The organism is Sphingomonas sp. PR090111-T3T-6A, from assembly GCF_000383095.1.
Lineage (GTDB): Bacteria > Pseudomonadota > Alphaproteobacteria > Sphingomonadales > Sphingomonadaceae > Solisphingomonas.
On record NZ_AORL01000025.1, the window covers coordinates 41,726 to 68,493 of the forward strand.

The window sequence follows — 26,768 nt, forward strand, 5'->3', positions numbered from 1 at the left end:
GCCGGGGAGGATGTAGATGGCCGAGCAGAACCCCCTCGAATCCTTCCGCCTCGCGCTGGCCGGCGCGACGCGGGCGATCGCGCACGAGCCCGAGGTGGAACTCGGCTATTCGGCGGACACGCCGGTGCAGAGCGGCAAGACGGTCAAGGTGCCGATGCCGGGCCGCACCCTCCCCGCCGATCAGGTGGCCGAGGCGCGCGGTGCGGCGGACGCCTTCGCGCTGCGCCTGAGACACCACGACGCGCTGCTCCACAATCGCGCCGCGCCGGGCGATCCGATCGCGCGCGCGGTGTTCGACGCGGTCGAGCAGGCGCGCGTCGAGGCGCTGGGCTCGCGCGGCATGGACGGCATCGCCGCCAACCTCACCACCGCGCTCGAGGCCCGGATGCGCGCCGATCCGATCGTCCGCGCCCGCACCCGCGAGGAAGTGCCGCTGTCGACCGCCATCGGCCTGATGGTGCGCGAGCGGTTGACCGGACAAGCCGTGCCCGAGCGCGCGAAGGGCGGCCTCGAGCTGGTCCGCGAATGGGTGGAGGAGAAGGCCGGCACCGATCTCGACGCGCTCGGCCTTGCGCTCGACGACCAGTCCGCCTTCGCGCAGCTCGCCACCAGGCTGCTCCACGACCTCCAGCTCGTTGAGGCCGAGCTTCCTCCCGAATGGGAGCCCGAGGAGGGCGACGAGGAGGAAGAAGGCCAGGACGACGAGCAGCAGGGCGAGACCGACGAGGAGCGCGAGGGCGACGGCGCCGGCCCGCAGGACAAGATGGATGTCCGCTCGGAAGCCGATCAGGGTGAGGCCGACGAGCAGGACGAAGGCGAGACCGAGCGCGATTCGATGGCCGAGGAGGAAGGCGGTCTCGGCGACGATGGCGAGGAAGGGGCCGCCCCTGCCCGCCCCAACCGCCCGCTCTCCGATCTGTCACCGCAGTTCGACTATCAGGCCTACACCACCCGCTTCGACGAGGTGGTCGATGCCGCGACGCTCTGCGACGAGGAGGAGCTGACGCGGCTGCGGGCCTATCTCGACCAGCAGCTCACCCATTTGCAGGGCGCGGTCACCAAGCTCGCCAACCGGCTCCAGCGCCGCCTGATGGCACAGCAGAGCCGCTCGTGGGATTTCGATCAGGAGGAAGGGATACTCGACGCCGCGCGGCTCGCCCGCGTGATCGTCAACCCGATGCTGTCGCTGTCCTACAAGGTGGAGCGTGACACGGAGTTCCGCGACACGGTGGTCACACTGCTGATCGACAATTCGGGCTCGATGCGCGGGCGGCCGATCTCGATCGCGGCGATCAGCGCCGACATTCTCGCGCGCACGCTGGAGCGCTGCGGGGTGAAGACCGAGATCCTCGGCTTCACCACCCGCGCGTGGAAGGGCGGGCAGAGCCGCGAGGCGTGGCTCGCCGCCGGGCGTCCGCCGATGCCGGGGCGCCTCAACGACCTCCGGCATATCGTCTACAAGAATGCCGACGATCCCTGGCGGCGCGCGCGCAAGAATCTCGGGCTGATGATGCGCGAGGGGCTGCTCAAGGAGAATATCGACGGCGAGGCGCTGCTCTGGGCGCATCACCGCCTGATCGCGCGGCCCGAGGAGCGGCGCATCCTGATGGTGATCTCCGACGGCGCGCCGGTCGATGACTCGACGCTCAGCGTCAACAGCGGCTCCTATCTGGAGAAGCATCTCCGGCAGGTGATCCACTGGATCGAGACGCGATCGCCGGTGCAGCTCGTGGCGATCGGTATCGGCCATGACGTCACGCGCTATTACAGCCGCGCGGTGACGATCATGGACGCAGAGCAACTGGGGGGTACAATGGTCGGCCAGCTCGCCGATCTGTTCGACGAAGCGGCCTAGCGGGGCGTGGAGGCCGGGCGCTAGCCCACCCGGCCTCCGTCCTCGATACGCAACGCGAGGCGATCCGATGCGGCGCCTTCTAGCAGCCGAACCTGAACCTCAGCAGTCTCGCCCGACGGCGTTGCCCGCCAGAGCGCCCACGCCGCCGCCGATGATGGTTCCGGCCGTCCTGTCCCCGTAACCGGCCACCGCATTGCCGAGCAGGCCGCCGGCGATCGCGCCGATGATCGTGCCGGTGGTGCCGTCGTGGCAGCGGTGACGGTCGGGGCGGCCGCGCCTGTCATGACGGCCCGGCCCATCGCGATAGCCGCGCCCGTCGCGATAGCCGGGGCCGCCGTCGCGATACTCACGCTCGCTCCAGCCGTCCCGGTCGTGCCGCCCGCCATAATATTGCGCATCGGCCGCAAAGGGGGCCGCCGTCATCGAGAGCGCGACCAGCGCACTCATGACTTTCAGCGAAAGCGCCCGACGCGCCATGGCGAACCTCCTCAACTCGACAAACCCCCGACCGCGACTCGGCCTGGACAGGCACTGCGGTCATCCGATGAGCTTCTTTTCACACGATCCGGGTGACAAGCGCCTGAACATAGACGTTAGCCGCCGTTCAGGATCAAGGCGGCTTCCCCGCGCCAGCGCCGCCGCTAGAAGGACAAGGATGCATCGCCTTGCCTTCCTCGCCGCGCTGGTCGCGCTCGCTCCGGTTCCGCTGGCTTTCCGTTCCGCGGCCGAGGGGCTGACGGCGACTCCGGTCGCGCTCGATACGGCCGATCCGGGGCAGCGGATGGCAGGGAAGCTGCGCTATCTCGGCGGCTGGGTGCTGAAGGGAAGCGACCGGCGATTCGGCGGCGTCTCGTCGATGACGCTTCAGGACGGGCATTTCGTGATGCTGAGCGACGGCGGCGTGGTGACGCGCTTCCGCTTCGACGGGCGCACCGGCGCGGTCGGCGACTATGCGATGAGCGAGCTGCCCGATGGCCCCGGCGACGGCACGCGCAAGGTGGACCGGGACAGCGAATCCTCCACCTATGATCCGGTCTCCGGCCACGTCTGGGCGGGATTCGAGACGCGTAACCAGATCTGGCGCTACACCAAGGGCTTCGCGACGGCCGACGGCCATGCCGCGCCGCCGATGATGGACTCATGGCCGCACAATGAGGGCGCCGAGGCGATGGTGCGGCTGCGCGACGGCCGTTTCCTCGTCTTCGACGAGACGCGCAAGCGCAAGGACGGCAGCCATCTGGTGCTGCTCTTCCCCGGCGATCCGGTGGAGGGCGCGAAGCCCGTGCCCTTCGGCTACCGTGGTCCGGGGCCGGGCTTCGCGCCCACCGACGCGGCCGAGCTGCCCGATGGGCGCGTGGTGGTGCTCCATCGCCGGTTCAGCGTGACGAGCGGCTTCTCGGCGGCGATCGCCATCCTCGATCCAAAGGGAATCGCGAAGGACAGCGTGGTGACGGGCAAGACCGTCGCCTTCCTCCGCCCGCCGCTCACCGTCGACAATATGGAGGCGCTGGCGATCGATTCGCGGGGCGGCCGGACGGTGCTGTGGATCGCGTCGGACGACAATTACTTCGTCGCCGAGCGCACGCTGCTGATGGCGTTCGAGTTGCCCGCTGGCATCTGAGGACACGCAGACACACGAAAAGGCCTGCCGAACCGAAGTTCGCAGGCCTTTTTCGCGAAGCGTCCGGCCGGGCGGACCCGGCCGACGGGATCAGGCGGCAGCGGCCGCCTTCTTCTTGACGATCTCGCGCTTCAGGCGACGGGCGCGCAGGCTGAGATCGCCGTCCGACGCCTTCACCAGCCAGTTGTCGAGGCCGCCATTATGCTCGACCGAGCGCAGGCCGTGGGTCGAGACACGGAGCTTGACCGACTGGCCGAGCGTGTCAGAAATCAGCGTCACATTCTGCAGGTTCGGCAGGAAGGTACGCTTGGTCTTGTTGTTGGCGTGGGAGACATTGTGTCCCACCTGGCGGCCCTTGCCGGTCAGCTCGCAGATGCGCGACATGATTTCGTGTCCCAAAAAGAATCTGTTGCCGGGAAAGTCGGCGTCCCTAGTGGACACAGGCCGTTCGGTCAACCCGTAGACCCCGAGGAGAAGCTCCCGCCATGCCGAAGTTCGCCATTATTGCCCGTGATCGTGCCGATGCAGGCAGTCTGCGCGCCGATACGCGGCCGCGCCATCTCGACCATCTGCGGTCCATTGTCGAGAGAATCACCGCCGCCGGCCCGATCGACGACGAATCGGGCAAGCCGGTGGGCTCGATCATCATCGCCGAGTTCGACGACATCGCCGCCGCCCGTGCCTTCGCCGATGCCGATCCCTATGCCGGGGCCGGCCTCTTCTCCTCGGTGACGGTCGAGCCGTGGCGGCAGGTCTTTCCTCAGGCGTAACGTGCAACCGCCCTTCGCATCGGGACGTTGACCCTGTTCCAAATAGGAGAGGGTTGAGGTCATGCGTGCCATCCTCATGCTGCTGGTGATCGTGGTGCTGGTCGGCATCGCGGCGATTTCGCTAGGCTATATCAATGTCAGCCAGACGCGCACGGCCGAGCTGCCGAAGATCGACGTGAAGGGCGGCGCCGCGCCGGCGTTCGACGTGAAGACCGCCAATGTCAGCGTCGGGCAGAGGAACGAGGTGGTGGCGGTGCCCACCGTCAACGTTCAGAAGCCGCGCTGAGGCGATGCACCTGCGCGGCCGTGCGGCCCACAACAGGCCTGACGCGCGGCCGCCGGTCGGTTAAGGCCGCGTCCATGGCCTTTCCGCTTCCCGAACCCATGCGTCTCGCGCTCGACGCCGCCGCCCGCGCGGCGGATGCGGGCGAAGTGCCCGTCGGCGCGGTGGTGACGCGCGGCGGCGGCATCGTCGCGGTCGCCCCCAACCGGATGCGCGCGCTCGGAGACCCCACCGCGCACGCCGAGATGGAGGCGATCCGCATGGCGCTGGCCGAGCTCGGCACCGGCCGGCTCGACGGCTGCGACCTGTGGGTGACGCTGGAACCCTGCGCGATGTGCGCGGGCGCCATCGCGCACGCGCGGATCGACCGGCTCTATTATGGCGCGGGCGACGAGAAGGGCGGCGCCGTGGCGCACGGGCCGCGATTCTTCACCCAGCCGACCTGCCATCACCGCCCCGAAATCTATGCGGGGCTGGGCGAGATCGAATCGGCGACGATGCTGCGGGATTTCTTTGCCGGGCGCCGGGCCTGACGGCCTACTGGCCGTAACCGACGACCGTCTCGAACATCCTCGTCAGCAGCGCGCGCTCTTCGGCTTCGATGTCCGGCCGCCATACCTCGAAGAGCAGGACGATGCGCACCTCGTCGCTGTCGTTCCACGCCTCATGCTCGATGCTGTCATCGAACAGCAGGGCCTTGAAGCGCTCCACCTTGCGCGTCTCCGCGCCCACGCGCAGGCGGCAATGCTCGGGCACGATCAAGGGAAGGTGGCAGATCAGGCGGGTGTTCAGCATGCCCGTATGCGGGGGGATGTGGGTATGGGGCCGCAGCAGCGAGAACAAGGCCATGGGGGACCGCCCCTCGATCCGCGGTATCGGCATCTCGGCCAGGATCGCCATCGTTGTGGGGCAGCGATCGGCATTGGCGGGCACGGGCCGGCCGTCCTGCCAGAGATGGAAGGCGCTCCAGCGGGGATCGTCGAGCAGCGCATGGCCGCGATTCGGCCGGTTCGGATCGGCCTGCACATAGGGCTGGAAGCCCTCTTCCCCTTCGAGAAGGGAGCATAGTTCCGCGCATATCGCGGGCGCCGCGGCTTCCAGGTTCGCCGCCCAGTCATATTGTCCGGTCTCGAAAAAGGGCACGGGCGCGAGCCGGGGATAATAGAAGCTCGTCGGCTGCTGCGGATACGGTTGCGCCTCGCCGTTCAGGATCGCCATCGCTTCGCGGAAGCGGGCGGGAAGCGGGCCGGCCGAGCTGCCCATGACGTCGTCCAGACGCTGGCGGAATCGGTGCTGGAGCGCTCCGAGCGCGGCCCGGGCAGCCTGGAGGCGGGCGACCAGATCGGCGGAAAGGCCGCTGGCCGGCGCTCCGCCGAGCGCAAACTGATAATAATTCGCGGCCTTCCGATCATCTCCAAGCGCCGCTGCGACATCGCCCTTCATGCAGAGCGCGTAGAGATTGGCCGGTTCGGCCGCCAACACCCTGTCCAGCGCGGGATCGGCCGCCGCGTGGTCGCCGAGCAGCATCAGGGTGTGGGAAAGATAGAGCCAGGCTTGAGGGGAGACCTCCCCTTTTCCGATCGCCGCCTCGAAAACCTGTCGGGCGCGGGCCGCATCCCCAGCCTGGAGGGCGGCAATGCCCGATTGTATCAACGCGTGGGATTGCGACGATGCCATGGCATCAGTCTAGCGCTCGCCCCCCGGACCGCAAGGAGGCGATCGGGGCTTCTCGCGCTCCAGCGATCCCGCTAGGACGAGGCCTGCCGGGGGGAAGCTGGCACCGCGGATATATGGATGGTCGAGAAGAAGGCACGCGCACAGCTTCAGGCTGCGCTGGCGCGCGGCGATATACGTCAGGCTTCCATCCTGGCCGAACAGGCGATCGCCCAGGGGCATTCCGAGATACTGGTCTATCAGCTTGCCGCCATCCGCCGGGAGGATCTCGGCGACTGGGCCGGCGCGCACGGGATGCTGGCCAAGGCCTTGTCGCTCGCGCCCGGCGAGCCCGCCATCCTGTCGGAGATCGCGGCGGTGTGGCGGCGCAGCGGCCATCCGGATCGGGCGCTCGAAATTCTGGACGCGATGGTGGCGCGGGGGCTCGATCATGCGCCGACCTGGCTGGAGCGGGGCCACGCGCTCAATGCGCGCAACGCCTATCGCGACGCCCAGGAAAGCTATCGCCGGGCCGCCCGGCTCGATCCGCAATCGGCCTCGGCATGGGCCGGCATGGCCGATACCGGGGCGCGCATCGGCGACATGGCGGCGGCCCGCGATTTTGGGGAACGGGCGCTGGCGCTCGATCCTGTGAACATCGTCGCGGCGAATGCCGTGGCCTCCGTCGATATCGAGGAAGACCGGCCCGATGAGGCGCGCTCGAGGCTCGAGAACCTTCTGGGCCGGGTGCCCGAGGCGGAACCGGGCCTCGTGCAGTCTTGGACCCTTCTGGGCGATGCCTGCCATGCCCTCGGCCATTCCGACGCGGCCTTCGATCATTATGTCCGGGCGCAGGCCTCTTACCGGCGAATGATGGCGCCGCTGTTCGGCGACGAGCGGCGCGGGCAGCGCGCCCTGATCCATCATGTGCAAGACCAGGTCATCGGACTGGAGCCCGCCGCCTGGCCGCCCCTGCGCCCCGACGAGACGCCGGGCCGGGCCCGCCGCCATGTCTTCCTGATGGGCTATCCGCGATCGGGCACCACGATGGTGGAAAATGTGCTCGCCAGCCTGCCCGATGTGGTTGCGCTCGAGGAAAAGCCGACGATGATCGCGACCGAGCCCCTGCTCGGCAGCGCGGACGGCGTCGCCCGTCTGGGGGAGCTGGACCAGCACGGCGCGGACGAACTGCGCGCCGCCTATTGGAGGGCGGTGGCGGCACAGGACGTCGATGTTTCCGGCCGGACGTTCATCGACATGAATCCGATCAGGGGCATCAGCCTGCCGATCATCGCCCGGCTGTTCCCCGATGCCCGCATCGTCATCATGCGCCGCGATCCCCGCGACGTGGTGTGGAGCTGCTTTCGCCGGCACTTCACGGCCACACCCACCGGCTATGTCTTCAGCGATCTGGAAAGCGCCGCGCGTCACTACGATGCCCTGATGACGCTGATGGAGGCCTGCTTCGAACGCCTGCCGCTGGACGTCCATATCCTGCGCTACGATGATCTGGTCTCCGATTTCGACGGCACCACGCAAAGGCTCTGCAAGTTCATCGGGCTCGAATGGGCGGCCGACGTCCATGATTTCCGGCAGACGGCGATGCGGCGGGGCGTGACGACGGCGAGCGTGCGACAGGTTCGCAAGGGGCTGTTCAATGGCACAGGCCAGTGGCGGCCCTACGCCGCGCAACTGGCGCCTGTCCTGCCGATCCTGCAGCCATGGGTGGAGCGTTTCGGTTACGCGGACTGATCCGGGGTTCGCATGGCGCCAGCGCGGCTGCCCATTGTGGAGCCATGCCGATCTGGCTTAGGGCTTCATCGTCATGCCCCGGCTCATGCCCTTCCCCTGGATCGACGTCGTCATCATCCTCGCGCTCATCGTGCTGAACGGACTGTTCGCGATGAGCGAGCTTGCGATCGTCTCGTCGCGCAGCGCGCGGCTGGAGGCGATGGCCCGCACCGGACGCGCCGGCCCCCGCATCGCCCTTCGCCTGCGCGAGGACCCCGGCAAATTCCTCTCGACCGTGCAGATCGGCATCACGCTGATCGCCATCCTGTCGGGCGCTTTCTCGGGCGAGGCGCTGGGTGGGCCGGTCGCGGCGCGGCTGGAGCTTTATGCCGGTATCGGCCACAATCAGGCCGAGCATCTGGGCTTCGCGCTGGTGATCGCGGTGACGACCTACATCTCGCTGATCGCGGGCGAGCTGGTGCCCAAGCAGATCGCGCTGCGCGCGCCCGAGCCGATCGCGGCGGTGGCGGCGCGGCCGATGGCGTGGCTGGCGCGCGCGACGGCGCCGGTGGTCTGGCTGCTTGACAAGACCAGCCTGCTGATCTTCCAGCTCATTGGCCTCGAACGCGAGCGCGACGACCATGTGACGGCCGAGGAGCTGCACCTCGTCGTCGCCGAGGCCTCGTCGGCGGGCGTGATCGAGGAGAGCGAGCGCGCGATCATCTCGGGCGTGGTGCGCCTCGCCGACCGCCCCGTGCGCGAGGTGATGACGCCGCGCACCGACGTCGACTGGATCGACATCGACGCCAGCCATGACGAGATTCGCGAAATCGTCGGCGAGACGCAGCACAGCCGCCTGCCGGTGGCCGAAGGGTCGGTCGACAGCATCGTCGGCGTGGTGCGCCTGCGCGATCTGCTGATGGCGCTGATGGAGGGCCGGTCGATCGATCTGCGCGCGATGATGCGCCCCGTCCCCTCGGTGCCCGACCGCATGGATGCGATGGACGCGCTCGCCGTGCTGCGCGACGCCGAGGTGCCGCTGGCGCTGGTCCATGACGAATATGGCCATTTCGACGGGCTGGTGACGCCGGGCGGCCTGCTCGCGGCGATCGCGGGCACCTTCGTCTCCGATCAGGAGGAGGGGCACGACCCCGCGCTGGTCGAGCGCGAGGATGGCAGCCACCTCGTCTCGGGTGCGCTCTCGGCCGACGCGATGGCGGAGCGGCTGGGCATCGATCTGCCCGAGGACCGCGACTATGCGACCGCCGCCGGCTTCGCCCTGTCGGTGCTGCGCCATCTGCCCGAGACGGGCGAGCATTTCGACTATGGCGACTGGCGCTTCGAGATCGTCGACATGGACGGCCGGCGCGTCGACAAGTTGCTGGCGAGCCCCCGCCGCCGCGCCGGTCCGGTCGAGGCTTAGCCGAGCTTCCCGAAGGTCGCCTCGAAGCCGGCGACGTCGCCGGTGGCGAGGAACTTCGCCTGCTCGACCCAGCGATCACGCACGATGCGGCCCTTGAAATTGCCCATCTGCGCGTCGACGCGGGCAATGTCGCCCTCGCTCCATGCCGCGATCTGCTCGTAGCGGGTGACGCCGAGCGCGTTCAGCGCCGCCTCCGCCTTGGGGCCGAGGCCCTTCAGGCGGGTGAGCGGATCGGCCGGGCCGGCGGGCGCCTCGGCGACGGGAACGGGAGCCGGCGCCAGTTCGGCGGTGGCGAGGCCGGTGGTCGTGGCCGGCGCGCCGGGTTCGGGCAGCGGTTCGTCGGTGGCGATGGGCGACAGCTCGGTCGCGGGCTTCACCATGGCGATGCCGTCGTCGGCCGGCCCCTCGACGGACTTGCGGCCGGTGCGCGCGAGCAGCACCAGCACAAGCACCAGCAGGACAAGCGCGGCGCCGATGATGACGAGCGTGCTAGTGGACATACTCTACCCCGTTGGAATGGCTTTGCCCGAGACTGCCGCGCCGATGCGCCGGGCGCAACCTCAGCCCCGCGCGATCTCGCGCCAGCCGATGTCGCGGCGGCAGAAGCCGGTCGGGAAGTCGATGGCGTCGACCGCGCGATAGGCGGCCGCCTGCGCTTCCGCCACGGTGTCGCCGAGCGCCGTCACGGCGAGCACACGCCCGCCGGCCGCGACCAGCCCCGAGGCCTCGGCGCGGGTGCCTGCGTGGAAGACCTGCGCGCCGCTCGCCTTGGCGGCATCGACGCCCTTGATCGCGCCGCCCGTCTCGGGCGTGCCGGGATAGTTGTTGGCGGCCATCACCACGGTGAGCGCGGCCTGATCCTTCCAGCGGACCGGGCGATCCTCCAGCGTGCCGCTCGCGGCGGCATGGAGCAGCGGCAGCAGATCCTCGTCGAGGCGCATCATCAGCACCTGGCATTCGGGATCGCCGAAGCGGACATTATATTCGATGAGCTTGGGGCCATGCGTCGTCAGCATCAGGCCTGCGAACAGCACGCCGGTGAAGGGCGTGCCCGCCGCCGCCATCCCCGCGATCGAGGGGCGGACGATCTCGTCCATCACGCGCGCTTCCAGCTCGGGGGTGAGCGCGCGGGTCGGCGAGTAGGCGCCCATGCCGCCGGTGTTGGGGCCGGTGTCGCCGTCGCCGACGCGCTTGTGATCCTGCGCGGAGCCCAGCGCGAGCACGGTCTTGCCGTCGGACAGCGCGAAGAAGGAGACTTCCTCGCCCTCCAGAAACTCCTCGATGACGAGGCTCGCCCCCGCCGATCCGAAGCGGCCGCCGATCATGTCGTCGATCGCGGCTTCGGCTTCGGCCGTGGTGGTGGCGATGATGACGCCCTTGCCCGCCGCGAGCCCGTCCGCCTTGATGACCACTGGCAGGCCGAAGCGCGGCAGCGCGCCCTTGGCCTCGGCCGCGTTGGTGAAGCTCGCATAAGCTGCGGTGGGGACGTTCGCGCGGTCGCACAGCGCCTTGGTGAAGCCCTTGGACCCTTCGAGCCGGGCGGCCGCCTTCGACGGGCCGAACACCGCGATGCCGGCGGTGCGCAGCGTGTCGGCGAGGCCTTCGACCAGCGGCTGCTCGGGGCCGATCACGACCAGATCGATCTCCGCCTCGCGGGCGAAATCGACAATGGCTTCCTGATCGCTCAGCGGCAGCGGCACCAGTGCCGCATGATGCCCTATTCCCGGATTGCCCGGCGCGGCATAGAGCGTCCCCAGGAGCGGCGATTGCGCCAGCTTCCAGGCAAGCGCATGTTCGCGGCCTCCCGAGCCCAGTAGCAGGACGTTCATGGTCACCCCTTCCGATTACCCTACCGGCGCGCTCCTAGCGGACGAGACGCCGGGCGACAACGCGCCCGCCCTCTCTGTCTCCGAACTCTCGGGCGCGCTCAAGCGGACGGTGGAGGATCGCTTCGGCCATGTCCGCGTGCGCGGCGAGATCTCGGGGTTCAAGCGCCATGTCTCGGGCCATTGCTACATGGCCTTGAAGGACGACAAGGCGGTGATCGACGGCGTGATCTGGAAGGGGCAGGCGGCGAGCCTCCGCTTCCGCCCCGAAGACGGCATCGAGGTGATCGCGACGGGCAAGCTCACCACCTATCCCGGCCGCTCGAAATACCAGATCATCATCGACCGGATGGAGCTGGCGGGTCAGGGCGCGCTGATGGCGCTGCTCGACAAGCGCCGCCGGATGCTGGCCGCGGAAGGGCTGTTCGACGAGGAGCGCAAGGTCGCCCTCCCCTTCGTGCCGCGCGTGATCGGCGTCGTGACCTCGCCGACGGGGGCGGTGATCCGCGACATCCTCCACCGCCTCGCCGACCGCTTCCCGAGCCAAGTGCTGGTCTGGGGCGTGCCCGTGCAGGGCGAGGGCGCGGCCGAGAAGGTGGCGGCGGCGGTCAACGGCTTCTCCGCCATGGCGGAGGGCGGCCCCCTGCCCCGGCCCGACCTCGTCATCGTCGCGCGTGGCGGCGGCTCGATCGAGGATCTGTGGGCGTTCAACGAGGAGGTGGTGGTGCGCGCCGTCGCCGCCTGCACCATCCCGATCATCTCGGCGGTGGGCCACGAGACCGACACCACGCTCTGCGACTTCGCCGCCGACCGCCGCGCGCCGACGCCGACCGCCGCCGCCGAGATGGCGGTGCCGGTGCGGGCCGAGCTGCTCGGCTATCTCGACACGCTCGGCCATCGCTCGATGCGGTGCGCGCGGCGCTATCATGAGCGTGGGGCCGAGCGCTTCACCGCGACCGCGCGCCGGCTGCCGACGCCCGATACGCTGCTCGGGCCGCAGCGCCAGAAGCTCGACGATCTCGGCGAGCGCCTGCCGCGCGCCCTGTCGCAGCGGCTGGCGGTGGCGCGCGGCGACCTCGCCCATGCGGCAGGCGCGCTGCGGCCGCGCCTTCTCGGCCAGCGGGTCGAGCGCGAGCGGGCGACGCTGGACCGGCTCGGCCGCGATCTCGCGCGCTCGGCGGCGGTGCCCGTGGCCGATGCGGCGCGCAAGCTCGACCGGATGCCGCTCCGCCCGACGCTGGTGACGGGACGGCTGGCCGAGGCACGCGCGAAGCTCGACGCGCTGTGGCGCGTGGCGCAGAGCCTCAACCCCGATCTCGTGCTCCGGCGCGGCTATGCGCGGGTCGAGGCCGAGGGGCATGTCGTCGACAGCGCAGCGAAGGCGGAAGCGGTCGGCGCGATGCGGCTGATCTTTGCTGACGGCGGCGTGAACGTCGTCGCCACCGACGCGCCGCCGCCGTCGCGTCCGAAGCCCCGGCCGCCGCGCGACCCTTCCCTTCAGCCGCAGCTGTTCTAAATCGGGGTTTCAGGAAAAGGATATGCCCATGCTCATGTCGCAAAGCGGCCGGGAGGCGCGGTTGCGCTATCTCGCCAACAGCTTCCGGGTGCTCGTTCCCGGCGATCACGTCACCTGCGCGGTGTCGGGGGAGAAGATTCCGCTCGACCGGCTGCGCTATTGGAGCGTCGAGCGGCAGGAGGCCTATGCCTCGGCCGAGATGTCCACCAAGGCGGAACTGAAGGGCTGATGCGGGCGAGGGGGGCGATCACCGCCGGCACGCTGCTCGTTCTGGCGGCGTGTGCCGCCTCCCGGCCCCAGCCGAAAGCGCCGCCGGAGCCGCCGCCCGCGCCGCGCCCGGCCGTGCAACTTCCCGTGGCGCCGGCAAGCGGGGGCGCGAGCTTCTCCTTCCAGGGGACGATGAGCCAGGGCGGCATGCTGATCGGCACTGCACCCGGCGGAACCGTCTCGCTGGTGCTCGACGGCGCCGACGTACCGCTCAGCGCCGATGGCCGCTTCCTGGTCGCCTTCGGGCGCGATCATGGTCCCGCCGCCACTCTCACCGCGACGCGTCGCGACGGCACCACCGTGGTCGACCGTCTCGCCGTGGCGCCGCGCGACTGGCGGATCGAGGCGCTGCCCATCCCCAAATATCAGCAGCCGCCGGAGGAGTTCCTCCGTATCCGCGCCGGCGAGCTGGCGCAGATCAAGGCGGCGCGCGAAACCGTGACGACGATCCGGAGCGATGGCTGGCGCGAGCATTTCATCTGGCCGGCGATCGGCCGCGTCTCCGGGGCGTTCGGGGCGCAGCGCGTCTACAAGGGCGAGAAGGGCAGCTTCCATTCCGGCGAGGACATCGCCGTGCCGCAGGGAACGCCGATCCGCGCGCCGGCGGACGGCGTGGTGGTGCTCGCGGCGTCGGGCGATCCCTTCACGCTGGAGGGGCATCTGCTGATGGTCGGCCACGGCATGGGGCTCGACAGCGCCTTCCTGCACCTCAGCCATATCGACGTGAAGGTGGGCGATGTCGTCCGCCAGGGGCAGGTGATCGGCGAGAGCGGGATGACCGGCCGCGCCACGGGCCCCCACCTCCATTGGGCGCTCACCTGGCGCGGCGAGCGGATCGATCCCAAGCTGGTGGCGGGGGAAATGCCGGCGAACGCGGTTAGTGGACCCTGATCGCGCGGAAGGCGCGGCCCTTGCCGACCTTGACGAAATATGTGCCGAGCAGGCCCTTGTGGATGTGGACGTTCGCGCCGACGGCCGGGCGCTCCTCAAGCGGATCGGTGTTCCGCCACGTCGCATCGCCTTCGGCCAGCACGAAATCCCAATGATCGTAGCCGGCGCCGTGCACCGCGCGAATCGTGCTGTCCAGCGTGGTCGCTTCCGGTGAGTTGTCATCTTCCTTGTCGAGCCCGAAGGCCGTCAGATTGGGAAGCGAGAAGCCGAACAGGGAACGGCGGGTCCGCTTCATCTCCTCCTTGTTGATCACCGTGATGTCGCGCTGGGCGAGCGCCGTATCGAGCGCTTCGGCCTCCTTGTCGTAGCAGGCGAGTCGCTCCGCATTCGCCGAAATGCTCCGGCAGTGGCTGATGGCGGCAACAGGACTCGCCACATCCTGTGGTGCGGCTGCCGCGTCGGCCGCGGACGAGAGGGCGAGGATCGATAGCGAGGCGGCGAGATATTTGAGGGAGGCCATGGAAACCCCTTGGGTTCGTTTCTTTCTCCTCGTCCCCTAGCACGGCATTTTCGTGTCGCAAAAGCGAGCAGACCTGTTGCGGAAATGCGACACTCCTGTTCAAAGCGCTTTTCAGGCTTCTCTAAGATTGTGCACGGCCGGGAGACTATCCTAGCAAACGCCTACGACCCAGCCGGTGACGACGGTCGGGTTCTGGAGCGTGGCGCGAAAGTGGCGTTCCAAAAAAAGGGGACATTGTTCAAATGGCATATTCAATTCGCAGGCAATTGCTTGCTTCCACGCTGATGGTGAGCGCTGCCGCGTTCGCTACGCCGGCGTTCGCGCAGGATGCCGCGACCACGCCGCAGAGCTCTCCGGCCACGGCGACCCCGGCTGCCCCGTCGGACAACAACGCCATCGTTGTTACCGGCTCGCTGATCCGCAACCCGAACCTCACCGGCGTCGCGCCGGTCTCGGTGATCGGTGCCAACGAAATCTCGCTGCGTCAGTCGACCAACGCCGAAGAGCTTCTCCGCGACATTCCTGGCGCGGTTGCGGGCATCGGTTCGCAGGTCAACAACGGCAACGGCGGCGTTTCGACGGTCGACCTTCGCGGCCTCGGCGCCAACCGCAACCTCGTGCTGCTCGACGGCCAGCGGATCGTTCCGGCCGGCCTCGACGGCGTCGTCGACCTTAACAACATCCCGCTGGCTCTGATCGAGCGCACGGACGTGCTGACCGGTGGCGCTTCGACCACCTACGGCGCCGACGCGATCTCGGGCGTTGTCAACTTCGTCACCCGCCGTGACTTCTCGGGCGTCGATGCGACCGTCTCGGAAGGCATCACCCAGCGCGGCGACGGCAACCAGCTGCGCGCCGACTTCACGGTTGGCGGCAACTTCGCCGACGACAAGGGCAATGCGGTTCTCTCGATCGGCTATCAGCGCACGAAGCCGGTCTACCAGGGCGATCGCGGCTATTCCTATTACGCCATCGACTCCTTCGCGGGTGAGGCCAGCGGCTCGGGCACGACCTTCCCGTCGCGTCTGGTCGGCATTGGCATCGTGAATCAGGCTACGGGCGCGAACACCGCGCTCACCGATTTCGCGGGCAATCATCAGATCAACCCGACCACGGGTTCCATCGACGCCTATACGCAGCCGTATAACTTCAACCCGCTGAACGTCTTCCAGACGCCGTACAAGCGGTTCAACATCTACGGCGCCGCGCACTACGACATCACCGACAACATCGAATTCTACACCCGCGGCCTCTATTCGAAGAACACCGTCAACACGGTCATCGCGGAATCGGGCGCCTTCGGCATCGCGGTCGATGTTCCGCTCAGCAACCCGTATCTGCCGGACGCTGCCTTCAACCAGATTTGCGCTGCGGCCGTCGGCCAGGGCGTGCTGACGTCGGCGCAATGCACCGCGGCGCGCACGGCCACGGGCCCGAACGACCCGAACTACCAGACCTTCCGCACGACGCTCGGCCGTCGCGCGATCGAGGCTGGTCCGCGTATCAGCAGCTTCGTCAGCAACGTGTTTGACTACCATGCTGGCCTGAAGGGCGACCTGGGCGATCATCTCCACTGGGATGTCAACGGCAGCTACGGCGAGAGCGATCAGACCCAGCTCATCAAGGGCTACACGCTGAACTCGCGCTTCAAGGATGCGCTGCTGGCGACCAACCCCGACACCTGCCTCAGCGGCAATGCGGGCTGCGTTCCGGTCAACATCTTCGGTGGTGACGGCTCGATCACGCCGGAGATGCTCAGCTACCTGACGGCGAATTCGTCGGTTGTCACCCACACCTCGCTGGCGCAGGTCCATGGCCAGCTGACGGGCGACGTGCCGGTCACCTCGCCGCTCGCGGATGATCCGATCAACTTCGCGGTGGGTGGCGAATATCGCCGCTACACGGCGAGCGTGAGCTCGGATTCGCTGGCCAAGGGTGGCGATCTGGGTGGCGCCGGTGGCGCGACGCCGGACGTGAACGGCGCCTACTCCGTGTACGAAGGCTTCGGCGAAATTGATGCGCCGCTGATCCAGAACAAGCCGTATTTCGACATGCTCGAGCTGCAGGCGGGCATCCGCCGTTCGCAGTACTCGATCAATGCGCCTGGTTCGCCCGGCTATGGCACGACCACCTGGAAGGTGGGCCTGAACTGGCAGCCGGTCCACGACATCAAGCTGCGTGGCAACTATCAGCACGCCGTTCGCGCGCCGAACATCAACGAGCTGTTCAGCCCGGTGAACACCGTTCTGACCAACCTCTCGGTTGATCCTTGCGCCGGTGCTGCTCCGACCACGAACACGAACCTGCAGGCCGTCTGTCTTGCTCAGGGTGCCCCGCTCTCGTCGATCGGCCTGATCAACAACCCGACGGCTGGCCAGGCGAACATCACGACCGGCGGCAACACGAACCTGAAGCCGGAAAAGTCGAACAGCTATACGTTCGGCACCGTGCTGCAGCCGCGCTTCCTGCCCGGCTTCTCGCTGACGGTCGACTATTATCATATCAAGATTAAGGACGCGATCACCGTCGCCACTCCGGGCGACCTCGTCGGCGCGTGCTTCAACAACATCACGGCGGCCAGCGCGACTGATCCGGCCTGCACCATCATTCGGCGCGATCCGAACACTGGTCAGCTTGACGGTGATTCGAGCACCACGCCGGGTCTCTATGGCGTCACCACCAACCAGGGTCAGCTGAAGACGGACGGTATCGACCTGACGGCGAACTACACCCGTAACCTGGGCTTCGCTAAGCTGAACCTGAACTTCAGCGGTAACTGGACCAACAGCAGCAAGTTCAAGGCGTCGCCGGCTTCGGTCAACCGCGAGTGCGTGGGCTACTACTCGGTCAACTGCGCTTCGCTCCAGCCGAAGTTCAGCTGGACCCAGCGTACCACGCTGAGCCTCGAGAAGGTCGATCTGTCGCTCTTCTGGCGTCATATCGACGGCATGAAGTATGAGCCGCTGGCGGCATTGGATGGTCCCGCCTTCGATGGTGACATCGATCCGGCGACCGGCCTGTCGGGCCACTACAACTTCAACCGTATCAAGGCGGCGAACTACTTCGATTTCACGGTGCGTTTCGACGTCACCGACAATTTCGAACTCACCGCTACGGTCTACAACCTGGCCGACAAGAAGCCGCCGATCGTGGGCTACAATATCGGTTCGACCACGTTCAACAGCGGCAACACCTATCCCTCGACCTACGACCCGCTCGGTCGCCGGTTCCAGGTCTCGGCTCACGTCAAGTTCTAATAGCCGAGAAAAGAAGTACAATAATTGGGGGGGACAGGCTTCGGCCTGTCCCCTTTTTTATTTGGAGGATAGACTCTTCGCTCGTGCTTCGGGGCGGCGCAGAGTTCGCATAGGAAGCCGAGCCGACAGCATCCTATGCTGCCGGTCGCGGGCATGAGCGCCTCCCGGCGCGCAGGAAAGAAATTCGCCGGCGATCAGCTGGCCAGGATGCCGGCCCCGGGATCAAGTTCGATGCCGGCGCCGCGAGCGACCGATTCAAGCCAGACGCAGACCTTGTCGATCTCGTCGGCATGGTGCGCGACCGTGCTCGCATATTCGGCGCTTCTTTCGGACGATCCGAATGTCTGCCCCGTCTTGGAGTGGGTGTTGAACGCCGGTCCCGAGACGAGGGCGTCGATAGTCTCGTCGCTGTGCGCGAGGCCGAAGAGCCGCGCGATGCTTCCCATCGCCTGTCGCGGTTCGGCCAACAGGACCTCGCTCGAGATCGTTCGAACGCGCGGGGCGCCAAAGCGCAACGCCATGGCGCGGAACAGATCCTGCTGCGCCAGCCATCCCAGAGCGGCGATCTGAAGATCGGTCTGTCCGAAAAGCTGATCCTGGGTGAAATCCGCCCGGACCAGGCCATCCTTCAGCAAATTCAGGAAGATATCGCGGGCGAACAGGCGCCCATCCAGCCCTTTCTTCACGATCGAGATCAGGAAATCCCGAAGCGGCGCATAGATCAGAAGCGCCCGCGCATCGGGTCGCTGCGCCATCATCTCCATCGCGAGGCCGTTGGCGACGTTCGACGGTTTGACGATGACGGCCTCTCCCGGGCCGAAGGGGCGGGCAAGAAGGGTCAGCACGCCGGAAAGCACCGTGCGCAGCTCGCCCGGATTCGCGCCCCGCCTGCGCCAGCCCACGAGATCGTTGAGGATGACCGGTTCCTTCAGGCCCATCGCCCAGCCTTCCCGATCCAAAGCGCGGGCGACGAGCGTCGAGCAACAGAAGGCCGAATGGAAAACGAAGTGAAGCGGGCCGCTATGCTCCCCCGCCGCCTGTACGGCTTCCTCCCGGCGCAGGACGACGGGTTCCGCGCCGGTGGGAAGGTGCTGGTCCGTCAGGAAGGTCGCGCGGCGGTGATCCGCCCGCGACACGGGACGGAAATGGATCGCGTCATGGCCGGGATCGTAACGATGCGCGAGCCACAGCGGATCGCGGCTAATGGTAGCGACAGGGTCATCGATCATCGGTCGGTACGGGGTCCATTGCCTTGCGGGAAACCGCTCTTTAGCATCGGCGACTCGGGGGAGTCACGAAATGCAGGGAGAAGTTGATCATCTGCTGCGTGCAGCAGGTGATGCGTTGAGAACGGGCCGTCCGGAAGCGGCTCAAGGCCATTGGGAGCATGTGCTGACGATCGCGCCGGCCCACCCCGAGGCCCTGAACGGCCTGGGGATGATCGCGTTCAACGGCGGCCGGCCGGGCGAGGCCGCAGGCTTTTTCCTGAAGGCCGCGCAGGCGGAGCCGGAAGCCGTGGTTCTCTGGCTGAATCACGCCAGGGCAGCCCGTGCAGCCGGCGATTTCAACGCCGAGGAACAGAGCCTGTTGCGTGCGGTGGAACTCGATCCGGCCTCGCTGATCATCAATGTGCGGTTGGCGGAGAGCGCGGAGCGTTCCGGGAATCCCGTGAAGGCCGGGCGATATTGGGGCGCGGTGATCGCGAGCGCCGACGCGATGCCGGAAGTGCCTGCGGACGCGCGCCCGGCCGTGGATCATGCGCGGGCTTTTCTGGCGAACCAGAATGCATCGCTGGAAAGCCGGATCGCGGACCATCTTGCTTCCGCTCGCGCTTCGATCGAGCCGCGCCGCCGTCGCCGGGTGGAGGCGGCGCTGGATCATATGTTCGGCCGGCGCAGCGTCTATTTCAATCAATGCACGGGCCTGCACATTCCTTTCCTTCCGGCGGACGAATTTTTCGACCGGGAGCTGTTTCCCTGGTTCGCCGAGCTGGAACGGGCGACGGACATGATCTGCGAGGAGCTGAAATCGGCTCCGGGACGCAAGGATGAGGGCTTCGAGCCCTATGTCAGCCTGCCGGCCGGCACGCCCCGGAACCTCTGGTCTCCGCTGGACGGCTCGATGGATTGGAGCACCCTGCATCTCTGGCGGCATGGCGTGCGCGATGATGCGGTCTGCGCGCGCTTTCCCCGCACGGCCGCCCTGCTCGATACCTTGCCTCTCGCCCGTCTGGCGGGGCGGATGCCGACGATCTTCTTCTCCGTGCTGGCGCCCGGCGCGCGGATTCCGCCGCATACCGGCGTTACCAACGCCCGCGCCATCGTCCATTTGCCGCTGATCGCGCCTCCGGGGTGCCATTTCCGCGTCGGCGGCGAGACCCGTACCTGGGTCAAAGGCGACGCCTGGGCATTCGACGACACGATCGAACATGAGGCCTGGAGCGAGAGCGACAGGCCCCGGACGATCCTAATTATAGATTGCTGGAACCCGTATCTCTCGGAAGAAGAGCGCGAGTTTCTCGTTGACTTCTATAGTGCAAGCGCTGAAGCTGGTCTTGCGTCGGGTATTGGGGAATAGCCTGCGCGTTTCCTGGTCATCATCCGGGCATGTGGGGATTCCCCGTTCAGCCCGCAGCCCTAGTAATGGAGTATACGGTGCTTAATGTCATTCTGGGGTTGATGGCCGCTGCGGCAGTTCCGGCGGCTTCCGCTGCACCGGCTGCCCAGATCGCACCGGTGGCGACAGCATCGGCCGCTCAGTCGGCCCAGGCCACTCCGTCGCCCGAAGACAAGATTCGGTGCAAGCATTATACGGAAACGGGATCGCTCGCGAAGGTCCGCAAGGAATGCCACACGGAAAGGGAGTGGCGTCTGATGGCGGATCAGGGGCGTCGCGACGCCAGCCGCATGCTCAATTCCGGCGTCAATTCGGCGCAACAGCCGCAATAAGGCCGGCCCGATAAGGGAGGTGGACGGACGGTGCGTCCGTCCACCAGCCTTCTTACGCCACCGACAATTTCAGCGCCCCGTCGCCCTCGTCGACCTTCACCATCGACCCGTCGGGCACCTCGCCTTGCAGGATCATCTCGGCGAGCGGGTCCTGAAGGTAACGCTGCACCGTGCGCTTGAGCGGCCGCGCGCCGTAGACCGGATCATAGCCGACCCGCCCCAGCCACGCCCGCGCCGCGTCCGTGAGGCTGAGCGCGATCTTTCGATCCTTGAGCAGCTTCTGGATACGCGCCACCTGGATATCGACGATCGGCGCCATGTGGTGCGCGCCGAGCCGGTGGAAGAGGATGATCTCGTCCAGACGGTTGAGGAATTCCGGGCGGAAATGGCTGCGGACCACCTCCATCACCTGCGGTTCGGCATCCTTGACCGGCTGATCCTCGCCAAGGCTCGTCAGATATTGCGAGCCGAGGTTCGAGGTCAGGATGATGAGCGTGTTGGTGAAGTCCACCGTGCGGCCCTGACCGTCGGTCAGCCGCCCGTCGTCGAGCACCTGGAGCAGGATGTTGAAGACGTCCGAATGCGCCTTCTCCACCTCGTCGAATAGCACGACCTGATAGGGCCGGCGCCGCACCGCTTCGGTCAGCACGCCGCCTTCCTCATAGCCGACATAGCCCGGAGGCGCGCCGATCAGGCGGGCGACCGAGTGCTTCTCCATGAACTCGCTCATGTCGATGCGGACCATCGCCGCGTCGTCGTCGAACAGGAAGCCGGCGAGCGCGCGGGTCAGCTCGGTCTTGCCGACGCCCGTTGGTCCCAGGAACAGGAAGGAGCCGAGCGGCCGGTTCGGATCCTGCAACCCGGCCCGCGCACGGCGGACGGCGCGCGACACCGCGGCGACCGCCTCGGACTGGCCGATGACGCGCTTGCCCAGCACCTCCTCCATCTTGAGCAGCTTCTCGCGCTCGCCCTCTAGCATCCGGTCGACGGGAATGCCGGTCCAGCGGCTCACGACCGAGGCGATGTCCTCGCTCGTCACCTCCTCGCGGAGCATCGCACCGGCGGACGCAGCCTGCGCGTCGGCGAGCTGCTTCTCCAGATTCGGAATCACGCCATAGGACAACTCGCCCGCGCGGCCGAGATCGCCCGAGCGTTGCGCCTGATCGAGCGTGATGCGCGCCTCGTCGAGCTGCGCCTTGAGCTTGGCCTCGCCGGCGATCTTTTCCTTCTCGGCCTGCCAGCGCGTGGTGAGCGCGGCCGACTCCTCCTCCAGCCGCGCCAGATCATATTCGAGGCTGCCGAGGCGATCCTGAGAGGCCTTGTCGGTCTCCTTCTTCAAGGCCTCGCGCTCGATCTTGAGCTGGATGATGCGGCGATCGAGCGTCTCGATCTCCTCGGGCTTGGACTCCACCTCCATGCGCAGACGCGAGGCGGCCTCGTCCATCAGGTCGATCGCCTTGTCGGGCAGGAAGCGGTCGGTGATGTAGCGGTTGGAGAGCGTCGCCGCCGCCACGATCGCGCCGTCGGTGATGCGGACGCCGTGGTGGAGCTCGTATTTCTCCTTGAGGCCGCGCAAGATCGAGATGGTGTCCTCGACCGTTGGCTCGCCGACGAAGACGGGCTGGAAGCGGCGCTGCAACGCCGGGTCCTTCTCGACATACTTCCGATACTCGTCGAGCGTGGTGGCGCCGATGCAGTGCAGCTCGCCGCGCGCCAGCGCGGGCTTGAGCAGATTGCCCGCGTCCATCGCGCCTTCGGATTTGCCCGCGCCGATCAGCGTGTGCATCTCGTCGATGAAGAGGACGATGTCGCCTTCCGCCTGACGCACCTCATCGAGCACGCCCTTGAGGCGCTCCTCGAACTCGCCGCGATACTTCGCGCCCGCGATCAGCGCGCCCATGTCGAGCGCCATCAGGCGGCGATCCTTGAGCGTGTCGGGCACGTCGCCGTTGGCGATGCGCAGCGCGAGGCCTTCGGCGATGGCGGTCTTGCCGACGCCGGGGTCGCCGATCAGCACGGGGTTGTTCTTGGTACGGCGGGCGAGAATCTGGATGGTGCGGCGAATCTCCTCGTCGCGGCCGATGACCGGATCGAGCTTGCCGTCCTTCGCCGCCTGCGTGAGATCGCGGGCGAACTTCTTGAGCGCGTCGTAGCGGTCCTCGGCCGAGGACGTGTCGGCGGTGCGGCCGCCGCGCAGTTCGTTGATCGCGGCGTTGAGCGCGTCCGCCTTCACGCCAGCCGCCGCCAGCGCCTTGCCGGCGGCAGTGTTGGTCGCCAGCACGCAGGCGAGCAGCAGCCGTTCGACCGTGACATAGCTATCGCCGGCCTTCTTCGCGATCTGCTCGGCGGAATCGAGCAGGCGGACGGTGTCGTTGTCGAGCCCCGGAGGCGCGCTGGCGCCGGCACCCGAGACCTGCGGAATCTTGGCGAGCGCCGCGTCCGTCTCGCGCAGCGCGACGGCGGCCTGTCCGCCCGCCTTGGCGATCAGCCCGGAGGCCATGCCCTGCTCATCCTCCAGCAGCGCCTTGAGCAGATGCTCCGGCGCGATGCGCTGGTGGTTCATGCGGATGGCGACGGTCTGCGCGGACTGGAGGAAGCCCTTGGCGCGGTCGGTGAATAGTTCGAGATTCATGCATCTCCCCTCATACTGTCCGCCATCATATGGTGTTGCTCAAAAGCAACACAAGTGGGTCGGTTGGTCACGCCTCCGCTTCTGCTTCGCGCCGGTCCATCCGGGCGAGCAGCAGGTCGATCTTCTCGTGCAAACGCATGATTTCCAGTTCGGCTCGCAGATTCACCTCATAATCGTGGCTGGCGGCGATGCGGTCGCGGTCGGAGGCGCGGTTCTGGCTCATCATGATGATCGGCGCCTGGATCGCGGCCAGCATCGACAGCACCAGATTGAGGAAGATGTAGGGATAGGGATCGAAGGATCGGCCCCAATGGGCGAGGATGTCGCTGTTGAGCAGCATCCAGCCGAACAGCACCAGCATGAACGCGATGATGAAGCCCCAGGAGCCGCCCACCGCCGCCACGCGATCGGCCAGCCGGTCGCCGAAGCTGGCCTCGGCCTCCTCGATATCGGTGGCGTCGCGGCTGATCGGGCGGCGCGCCTCGAAGCTCGCAAGGACGTTGCGCTCCTCGGGATCGAGCGCGTGGGCCTCTTTCGAGAGATAGCGGCGGGCGAGTTCGGGCAAAGGCGGGCGCTTGCGCATCGATGGCTCCGGCAACGGTGTCGCGCCAGACGTGCGCCAAAGCGAAGGCGCCGCCAAGCGCCGAGGCCGTTGCGGCGGCGAATCGGCGCTCTATGGTGACGGCACTTCGAGCCGTGAGGTGTGACCCGATGCGTTTCCGTCTGACCGCCCTGCTGCTGGCCACCGCGGCGCTGAGCCCGCTGGCCGCGGCGCCCGCCCCGGTGCAGCCCGCGCCGCTGGCCGAGATCGCGCAGCAGGTGAAGCTGCCCTATGAGCAGTTCACGCTTCCCAACGGCCTGCGCGTGGTTGTCTCGACCGATCGCAAGGCGCCGGTGGTGGCGGTGTCGGTCTGGTATCACACCGGCTCCAAGGACGAGCCCGCCGGCAAGACCGGCTTCGCCCATCTCTTCGAGCATCTGATGTTCAACGGATCGGAGAATGCGCCGGGCGATTTCTTCGGCCCGCTGGAGAAGGTCGGCGCGACCGATTACAACGGCACCACCAGCTTCGATCGCACCAACTATTTCGAGACGGTGCCGACGCCGGCGCTGCCGCTGGCGCTGTTCCTCGAAAGCGACCGGATGGGGCATCTGTTGGGCGCGGTCGGCCAGCAGACGCTCGATCGCCAGCGCGGCGTCGTCCAGAACGAGAAAAGGCAGGACGACAACCAGCCCTATGGCCTCGTCCAATATGCGCAGCAGCAGGCGCTGTTCCCGGATGGGCACCCCTATCAGCACACCACCATCGGCTCGATGGCGGACCTCGACGGGGCGAGCCTGGAGGATGTCCGCGCCTGGTTCCGCGGGCATTATGGGCCGAACAACGCGGTTCTGGTGCTGGCGGGCGACATCGACGCGGCGACGGCGCGGCCGCTGGTCGAGAAATATTTCGGCGACATCGCGCGCGGGCCGCAGCCGGTGCCGACTATGGCGAGCGTGCCGACGCTGAAGGCGCGCAAGGACGAGACGCTCCACGATCAGGTGGCGACGGTGCGGCTCTATCGCCAATGGACGATTCCCGGCCTCACTGATCCCGACACCGTGCCGCTCGATATCGCGGGCAGCATATTGGGCGGGCTCGCCAGCTCGCGGCTCGACAATATCCTTGTCCGCAAGGAGGGGCTGGCAGTCGGCGTCACCGCCAATGCCGAGGCGCTGGAGCGGGTCGGCGAGTTCGAGGTGACGGTGGACGTGAAGCCGGGTCTCGATCCCGTGATGGTCGGCAAGCGGCTCGATGCGATCATCGCCGATTTCGTCGCCAACGGGCCGACAGCGGACGAGATTCGCCGCGCGGTGACGCAGGAGGTCGCCGGCCGGCTGTTCGCGCTGGAGAAGGTGGGTGGCTTCAATGGCCGCGCCGCCGCGCTGGCGCAGGGCGCGGTCTATGCGAACGATCCGGGCTTCTACGAGAAGCAGCTTGCCCAATATGGCGAGGCGACGCCCGCCTCGGTGAAGGCGGCGCTCCAGAAATGGCTGTCGCGCCCCGTCTATGCGCTCACCGTCGCGCCGGGCGACCGCGCGCCCTATGAGGAGGCCAAGGCCGTGCAGGCCGATGCCGCCGCACCCAAGCCCGGCGTGAAGCCGACACCCGCCAGCGGTTCGGCCCCGGTCGCGACGGCCGCCCGCACCGCACCGCCGGTCGGCGATATCGTCAATCTCACCTATCCGGCGATCCAGCGGACGACGCTCTCGAACGGCGTGAAGCTGGTCTATGCCCAGCGCACCGGCCTGCCGCTCACCCGCGTGTCGCTGACCTTCGACGCCGGCCATGCCGCCGATCCCAAGGCGGCACTCGGCACCGAATCGCTGATGCTGGCCCTGCTCGACGAGGGCACGACCACGCGCTCGGCCGCCGACATCGCCGCCGAGCAGGAGCGGCTGGGCTCGCGCATCTCGGCGGGTGCGGAAATGGACACGGCGGAGATCGGGCTCGCCAGCCTCTCGGCCAATATCGATCCGGCGCTCGACCTCCTGGCCGACGTCGCGCTCCATCCTAGCTTCGCCGAGATCGAGCGGCTGCGCGTCCAGCAACTCACCGGGATCAAGGCGGAGATGTCCGATCCGGCCTCGCTGGCCACGCGCATCGTGCCGGGGCTGATCTACGGCCCGCAGCATCCCTATGGCGTGCCGGCGAGCGGGTCGGGTGATCCGGCGGTGGTGGCGAAGCTCGGCAAGGCCGATCTCGCGACCTTCAAGGATCGCTGGTTCCGTCCCGAGGACTGCACCGTGTTCATCGTCAGCGACCTGCCGCTGGATCGCGTGAAGGCGATGCTGGAGAGCCGGTTCGGCCATTGGAAGGAGCAGGGCGCGCCGGCGCCCGCCAAGGCGATCGACGCCGCCGTCCCCGCGCCGCACGGCCGGATCGTGCTGGTCGACCGGCCGGGCTCGCCGCAGTCGGTGATCGTCGCGGGCGAGGTGCTCGCCGCCAAGGGGACGGACGAGCTGCTTCCGCTCATCACCGCCAACGATCCGCTGGGCGGCAGCTTCCTGTCGCGGCTCAACATGGATATCCGCGAGACGAAGGCGTGGTCCTATGGCGTCGAGGCGGGCTTCTCGCGCTATGTCGGGCGCGTGCCCTATTATGTCTCGGCGCCCGTGCAGACCGACAAGACCGGCGCCTCGATCCAGGCGATGCTGGGCGACATGAACGCCTTCCTCACCACCCAGCCGCTGACGCAGGAGGAGCGGGACCGCACCGTCCAGCGCAGCATCCGCCAGCTTCCCGGCAGCTTCGAGACGGGCACGCAGCTTATCAACGCGATGCAGCGCAACGATCTGCTCAAGCGCCCCGACGATTATTACACCCACATCGCCGACAAGTATCGCGCGCTGACGGTCGACCAGCTCAACGCCACGGCGCGGGCCGAGATCAAGCCGGCCGATCTCGTCTGGGTGGTGGTGGGCGATGCCGCCAAGGTGAAGCCGCAGCTCGGCGCGATCGGGTTGCCGGTCGAGGTGGTCAAGGCGCCGGGCGCGCAGTAATAGGTAACTGGTTTACGTAATGGGAAAGGATG

General features: G+C 67.6%; 23 protein-coding genes. 14 read left to right on the forward strand and 9 right to left on the reverse strand.

Features of this window, described 5'->3' with window-relative positions:
* The first annotated feature begins 16 nt into the window (after positions 1 to 16).
* Entirely contained in the window at positions 17 to 1,855 is a 1,839-nt protein-coding gene (gene cobT / locus ST3T6A_RS0118610) for a cobaltochelatase subunit CobT (protein WP_019834470.1), read from the forward strand.
* Between the two features lie 99 nt (positions 1,856 to 1,954).
* Here cobT and ST3T6A_RS0118615 read toward each other — a convergent pair whose 3' ends face one another.
* The gene (locus ST3T6A_RS0118615; protein WP_019834471.1) at positions 1,955 to 2,332 is read right to left on the reverse strand and encodes a glycine zipper 2TM domain-containing protein; all 378 of its coding nucleotides are present in this window, start codon (positions 2,330 to 2,332) and stop codon (positions 1,955 to 1,957) included.
* Positions 2,333 to 2,510: 178 nt separating this feature from the next.
* Between ST3T6A_RS0118615 and ST3T6A_RS0118620 the strand changes: the two genes are divergently transcribed.
* The gene (locus ST3T6A_RS0118620; RefSeq protein ID WP_019834472.1) at positions 2,511 to 3,476 is read left to right on the forward strand and encodes an esterase-like activity of phytase family protein; all 966 of its coding nucleotides are present in this window, start codon (positions 2,511 to 2,513) and stop codon (positions 3,474 to 3,476) included.
* Between the two features lie 90 nt (positions 3,477 to 3,566).
* Here ST3T6A_RS0118620 and rpmB read toward each other — a convergent pair whose 3' ends face one another.
* A complete protein-coding gene (rpmB, locus tag ST3T6A_RS0118625) occupies positions 3,567 to 3,860 on the reverse strand; it encodes a 50S ribosomal protein L28 (RefSeq protein WP_019834473.1) in 294 nt (97 codons plus the stop codon).
* 101 nt (positions 3,861 to 3,961) lie between these two features.
* On the opposite strand from rpmB, the gene ST3T6A_RS0118630 reads away from it, so the two are divergent.
* From ST3T6A_RS0118630 to ST3T6A_RS0118640, 3 genes are all read left to right on the forward strand, one after another.
* Positions 3,962 to 4,246, forward strand: coding sequence for a YciI family protein (locus ST3T6A_RS0118630; protein ID WP_019834474.1), 285 nt, complete (start codon positions 3,962 to 3,964; stop codon positions 4,244 to 4,246).
* A gap of 61 nt (positions 4,247 to 4,307) precedes the next feature.
* A complete protein-coding gene (locus ST3T6A_RS0118635; protein ID WP_019834475.1) occupies positions 4,308 to 4,532 on the forward strand; it encodes a hypothetical protein in 225 nt (74 codons plus the stop codon).
* Positions 4,533 to 4,606: 74 nt separating this feature from the next.
* The gene (locus ST3T6A_RS0118640; RefSeq protein ID WP_019834476.1) at positions 4,607 to 5,062 is read left to right on the forward strand and encodes a nucleoside deaminase; all 456 of its coding nucleotides are present in this window, start codon (positions 4,607 to 4,609) and stop codon (positions 5,060 to 5,062) included.
* A 4-nt stretch (positions 5,063 to 5,066) separates the two neighbouring features.
* On the opposite strand, the gene ST3T6A_RS0118645 is transcribed toward ST3T6A_RS0118640, so the two are convergent.
* Positions 5,067 to 6,056 carry an aspartyl/asparaginyl beta-hydroxylase domain-containing protein gene (locus tag ST3T6A_RS0118645; protein ID WP_019834477.1) on the reverse strand — a complete coding sequence of 330 codons (990 nt, stop codon included), beginning with the start codon at positions 6,054 to 6,056 and terminating at the stop codon, positions 5,067 to 5,069.
* A 267-nt stretch (positions 6,057 to 6,323) separates the two neighbouring features.
* Here ST3T6A_RS0118645 and ST3T6A_RS0118650 point away from each other — a divergent pair, with 267 nt between their 5' ends.
* The gene (locus tag ST3T6A_RS0118650) at positions 6,324 to 7,934 is read left to right on the forward strand and encodes a tetratricopeptide repeat-containing sulfotransferase family protein (RefSeq protein ID WP_019834478.1); all 1,611 of its coding nucleotides are present in this window, start codon (positions 6,324 to 6,326) and stop codon (positions 7,932 to 7,934) included.
* Between the two features lie 73 nt (positions 7,935 to 8,007).
* Entirely contained in the window at positions 8,008 to 9,336 is a 1,329-nt protein-coding gene (locus ST3T6A_RS0118655; RefSeq protein WP_019834479.1) for a hemolysin family protein, read from the forward strand.
* On the opposite strand, the gene ST3T6A_RS0118660 is transcribed toward ST3T6A_RS0118655, so the two are convergent.
* Together ST3T6A_RS0118660 and purD are read right to left on the reverse strand one after the other, a co-directional pair.
* Positions 9,333 to 9,836: a hypothetical protein gene (locus tag ST3T6A_RS0118660; RefSeq protein WP_019834480.1), complete on the reverse strand. Its 504-nt coding sequence runs from the start codon at positions 9,834 to 9,836 to the stop codon at positions 9,333 to 9,335. The genes ST3T6A_RS0118655 and ST3T6A_RS0118660 overlap by 4 nt on opposite strands.
* 60 nt (positions 9,837 to 9,896) lie before the next feature.
* Positions 9,897 to 11,165, reverse strand: a complete 1,269-nt coding sequence (gene purD, locus ST3T6A_RS0118665) for a phosphoribosylamine--glycine ligase (protein ID WP_019834481.1) — start codon at positions 11,163 to 11,165, stop codon at positions 9,897 to 9,899.
* On the opposite strand from purD, the gene xseA reads away from it, so the two are divergent.
* From xseA to ST3T6A_RS0118680, 3 genes are read left to right on the forward strand one after another with little or no spacing between them, the layout of a single operon-like run.
* Entirely contained in the window at positions 11,164 to 12,678 is a 1,515-nt protein-coding gene (xseA, locus tag ST3T6A_RS0118670) for an exodeoxyribonuclease VII large subunit (protein ID WP_019834482.1), read from the forward strand. The genes purD and xseA overlap by 2 nt on opposite strands.
* 28 nt (positions 12,679 to 12,706) lie before the next feature.
* A complete protein-coding gene (locus ST3T6A_RS0118675; protein WP_019834483.1) occupies positions 12,707 to 12,907 on the forward strand; it encodes a DUF2093 domain-containing protein in 201 nt (66 codons plus the stop codon).
* Positions 12,907 to 13,836 carry a M23 family metallopeptidase gene (locus ST3T6A_RS0118680; protein WP_019834484.1) on the forward strand — a complete coding sequence of 310 codons (930 nt, stop codon included), beginning with the start codon at positions 12,907 to 12,909 and terminating at the stop codon, positions 13,834 to 13,836. Before ST3T6A_RS0118675 ends, ST3T6A_RS0118680 begins: the two co-directional genes overlap by 1 nt.
* Here the strand turns inward: ST3T6A_RS0118680 and ST3T6A_RS20645 are convergent.
* On the reverse strand, positions 13,823 to 14,356 hold the full coding sequence (locus ST3T6A_RS20645; RefSeq protein WP_019834485.1) for a hypothetical protein: 534 nt from the start codon (positions 14,354 to 14,356) through the stop codon (positions 13,823 to 13,825). The two genes, ST3T6A_RS0118680 and ST3T6A_RS20645, sit on opposite strands and share 14 nt — an antisense overlap.
* A 242-nt stretch (positions 14,357 to 14,598) precedes the next feature.
* Between ST3T6A_RS20645 and ST3T6A_RS0118690 the strand changes: the two genes are divergently transcribed.
* Positions 14,599 to 17,613 (forward strand): TonB-dependent receptor domain-containing protein, encoded by a 3,015-nt coding sequence (locus ST3T6A_RS0118690; RefSeq protein WP_026359869.1) that lies wholly within the window; start codon positions 14,599 to 14,601, stop codon positions 17,611 to 17,613.
* A 194-nt stretch (positions 17,614 to 17,807) separates the two neighbouring features.
* Here ST3T6A_RS0118690 and ST3T6A_RS0118695 read toward each other — a convergent pair whose 3' ends face one another.
* Positions 17,808 to 18,842 (reverse strand): hypothetical protein, encoded by a 1,035-nt coding sequence (locus ST3T6A_RS0118695; RefSeq protein WP_019834487.1) that lies wholly within the window; start codon positions 18,840 to 18,842, stop codon positions 17,808 to 17,810.
* A 70-nt stretch (positions 18,843 to 18,912) separates the two neighbouring features.
* Here ST3T6A_RS0118695 and ST3T6A_RS0118700 point away from each other — a divergent pair, with 70 nt between their 5' ends.
* On the forward strand, positions 18,913 to 20,190 hold the full coding sequence (locus ST3T6A_RS0118700; RefSeq protein WP_026359870.1) for an aspartyl/asparaginyl beta-hydroxylase domain-containing protein: 1,278 nt from the start codon (positions 18,913 to 18,915) through the stop codon (positions 20,188 to 20,190).
* Positions 20,191 to 20,267: 77 nt separating this feature from the next.
* A complete protein-coding gene (locus ST3T6A_RS20650; RefSeq protein WP_157602987.1) occupies positions 20,268 to 20,561 on the forward strand; it encodes a hypothetical protein in 294 nt (97 codons plus the stop codon).
* A gap of 52 nt (positions 20,562 to 20,613) precedes the next feature.
* Here ST3T6A_RS20650 and clpB read toward each other — a convergent pair whose 3' ends face one another.
* Complete coding sequence (clpB, locus tag ST3T6A_RS0118710) at positions 20,614 to 23,193, reverse strand: ATP-dependent chaperone ClpB (RefSeq protein ID WP_019834490.1); 2,580 nt, start codon at positions 23,191 to 23,193, stop codon at positions 20,614 to 20,616.
* Between the two features lie 67 nt (positions 23,194 to 23,260).
* The gene (locus ST3T6A_RS0118715; RefSeq protein WP_019834491.1) at positions 23,261 to 23,776 is read right to left on the reverse strand and encodes a DUF1003 domain-containing protein; all 516 of its coding nucleotides are present in this window, start codon (positions 23,774 to 23,776) and stop codon (positions 23,261 to 23,263) included.
* Positions 23,777 to 23,904: 128 nt separating this feature from the next.
* On the opposite strand from ST3T6A_RS0118715, the gene ST3T6A_RS0118720 reads away from it, so the two are divergent.
* On the forward strand, positions 23,905 to 26,736 hold the full coding sequence (locus ST3T6A_RS0118720; protein WP_019834492.1) for a M16 family metallopeptidase: 2,832 nt from the start codon (positions 23,905 to 23,907) through the stop codon (positions 26,734 to 26,736).
* Positions 26,737 to 26,768 lie beyond the last annotated feature (32 nt).

Excerpts from the sequence above, each read along its gene's own strand:
- cobT (WP_019834470.1), top strand. The coding sequence starts at position 17 with ATGGCCGAGCAGAACCCCCTCGAATCCTTCCGCCTCGCGCTGGCCGGC.
- ST3T6A_RS0118615 (WP_019834471.1), bottom strand. The coding sequence starts at position 2,332 with ATGGCGCGTCGGGCGCTTTCGCTGAAAGTCATGAGTGCGCTGGTCGCG.
- ST3T6A_RS0118620 (WP_019834472.1), top strand. The coding sequence starts at position 2,511 with ATGCATCGCCTTGCCTTCCTCGCCGCGCTGGTCGCGCTCGCTCCGGTT.
- rpmB (WP_019834473.1), bottom strand. The coding sequence starts at position 3,860 with ATGTCGCGCATCTGCGAGCTGACCGGCAAGGGCCGCCAGGTGGGACAC.
- ST3T6A_RS0118630 (WP_019834474.1), top strand. The coding sequence starts at position 3,962 with ATGCCGAAGTTCGCCATTATTGCCCGTGATCGTGCCGATGCAGGCAGT.
- ST3T6A_RS0118635 (WP_019834475.1), top strand. The coding sequence starts at position 4,308 with ATGCGTGCCATCCTCATGCTGCTGGTGATCGTGGTGCTGGTCGGCATC.
- ST3T6A_RS0118640 (WP_019834476.1), top strand. The coding sequence starts at position 4,607 with ATGGCCTTTCCGCTTCCCGAACCCATGCGTCTCGCGCTCGACGCCGCC.
- ST3T6A_RS0118645 (WP_019834477.1), bottom strand. The coding sequence starts at position 6,056 with ATGCTGCTCGGCGACCACGCGGCGGCCGATCCCGCGCTGGACAGGGTG.
- ST3T6A_RS0118650 (WP_019834478.1), top strand. The coding sequence starts at position 6,324 with ATGGTCGAGAAGAAGGCACGCGCACAGCTTCAGGCTGCGCTGGCGCGC.
- ST3T6A_RS0118655 (WP_019834479.1), top strand. The coding sequence starts at position 8,008 with ATGCCCCGGCTCATGCCCTTCCCCTGGATCGACGTCGTCATCATCCTC.
- ST3T6A_RS0118660 (WP_019834480.1), bottom strand. The coding sequence starts at position 9,836 with ATGTCCACTAGCACGCTCGTCATCATCGGCGCCGCGCTTGTCCTGCTG.
- xseA (WP_019834482.1), top strand. The coding sequence starts at position 11,164 with ATGGTCACCCCTTCCGATTACCCTACCGGCGCGCTCCTAGCGGACGAG.
- purD (WP_019834481.1), bottom strand. The coding sequence starts at position 11,165 with ATGAACGTCCTGCTACTGGGCTCGGGAGGCCGCGAACATGCGCTTGCC.
- ST3T6A_RS0118675 (WP_019834483.1), top strand. The coding sequence starts at position 12,707 with ATGCTCATGTCGCAAAGCGGCCGGGAGGCGCGGTTGCGCTATCTCGCC.
- ST3T6A_RS0118680 (WP_019834484.1), top strand. The coding sequence starts at position 12,907 with ATGCGGGCGAGGGGGGCGATCACCGCCGGCACGCTGCTCGTTCTGGCG.
- ST3T6A_RS20645 (WP_019834485.1), bottom strand. The coding sequence starts at position 14,356 with ATGGCCTCCCTCAAATATCTCGCCGCCTCGCTATCGATCCTCGCCCTC.
- ST3T6A_RS0118690 (WP_026359869.1), top strand. The coding sequence starts at position 14,599 with ATGGCATATTCAATTCGCAGGCAATTGCTTGCTTCCACGCTGATGGTG.
- ST3T6A_RS0118695 (WP_019834487.1), bottom strand. The coding sequence starts at position 18,842 with ATGATCGATGACCCTGTCGCTACCATTAGCCGCGATCCGCTGTGGCTC.
- ST3T6A_RS0118700 (WP_026359870.1), top strand. The coding sequence starts at position 18,913 with ATGCAGGGAGAAGTTGATCATCTGCTGCGTGCAGCAGGTGATGCGTTG.
- clpB (WP_019834490.1), bottom strand. The coding sequence starts at position 23,193 with ATGAATCTCGAACTATTCACCGACCGCGCCAAGGGCTTCCTCCAGTCC.
- ST3T6A_RS0118715 (WP_019834491.1), bottom strand. The coding sequence starts at position 23,776 with ATGCGCAAGCGCCCGCCTTTGCCCGAACTCGCCCGCCGCTATCTCTCG.
- ST3T6A_RS0118720 (WP_019834492.1), top strand. The coding sequence starts at position 23,905 with ATGCGTTTCCGTCTGACCGCCCTGCTGCTGGCCACCGCGGCGCTGAGC.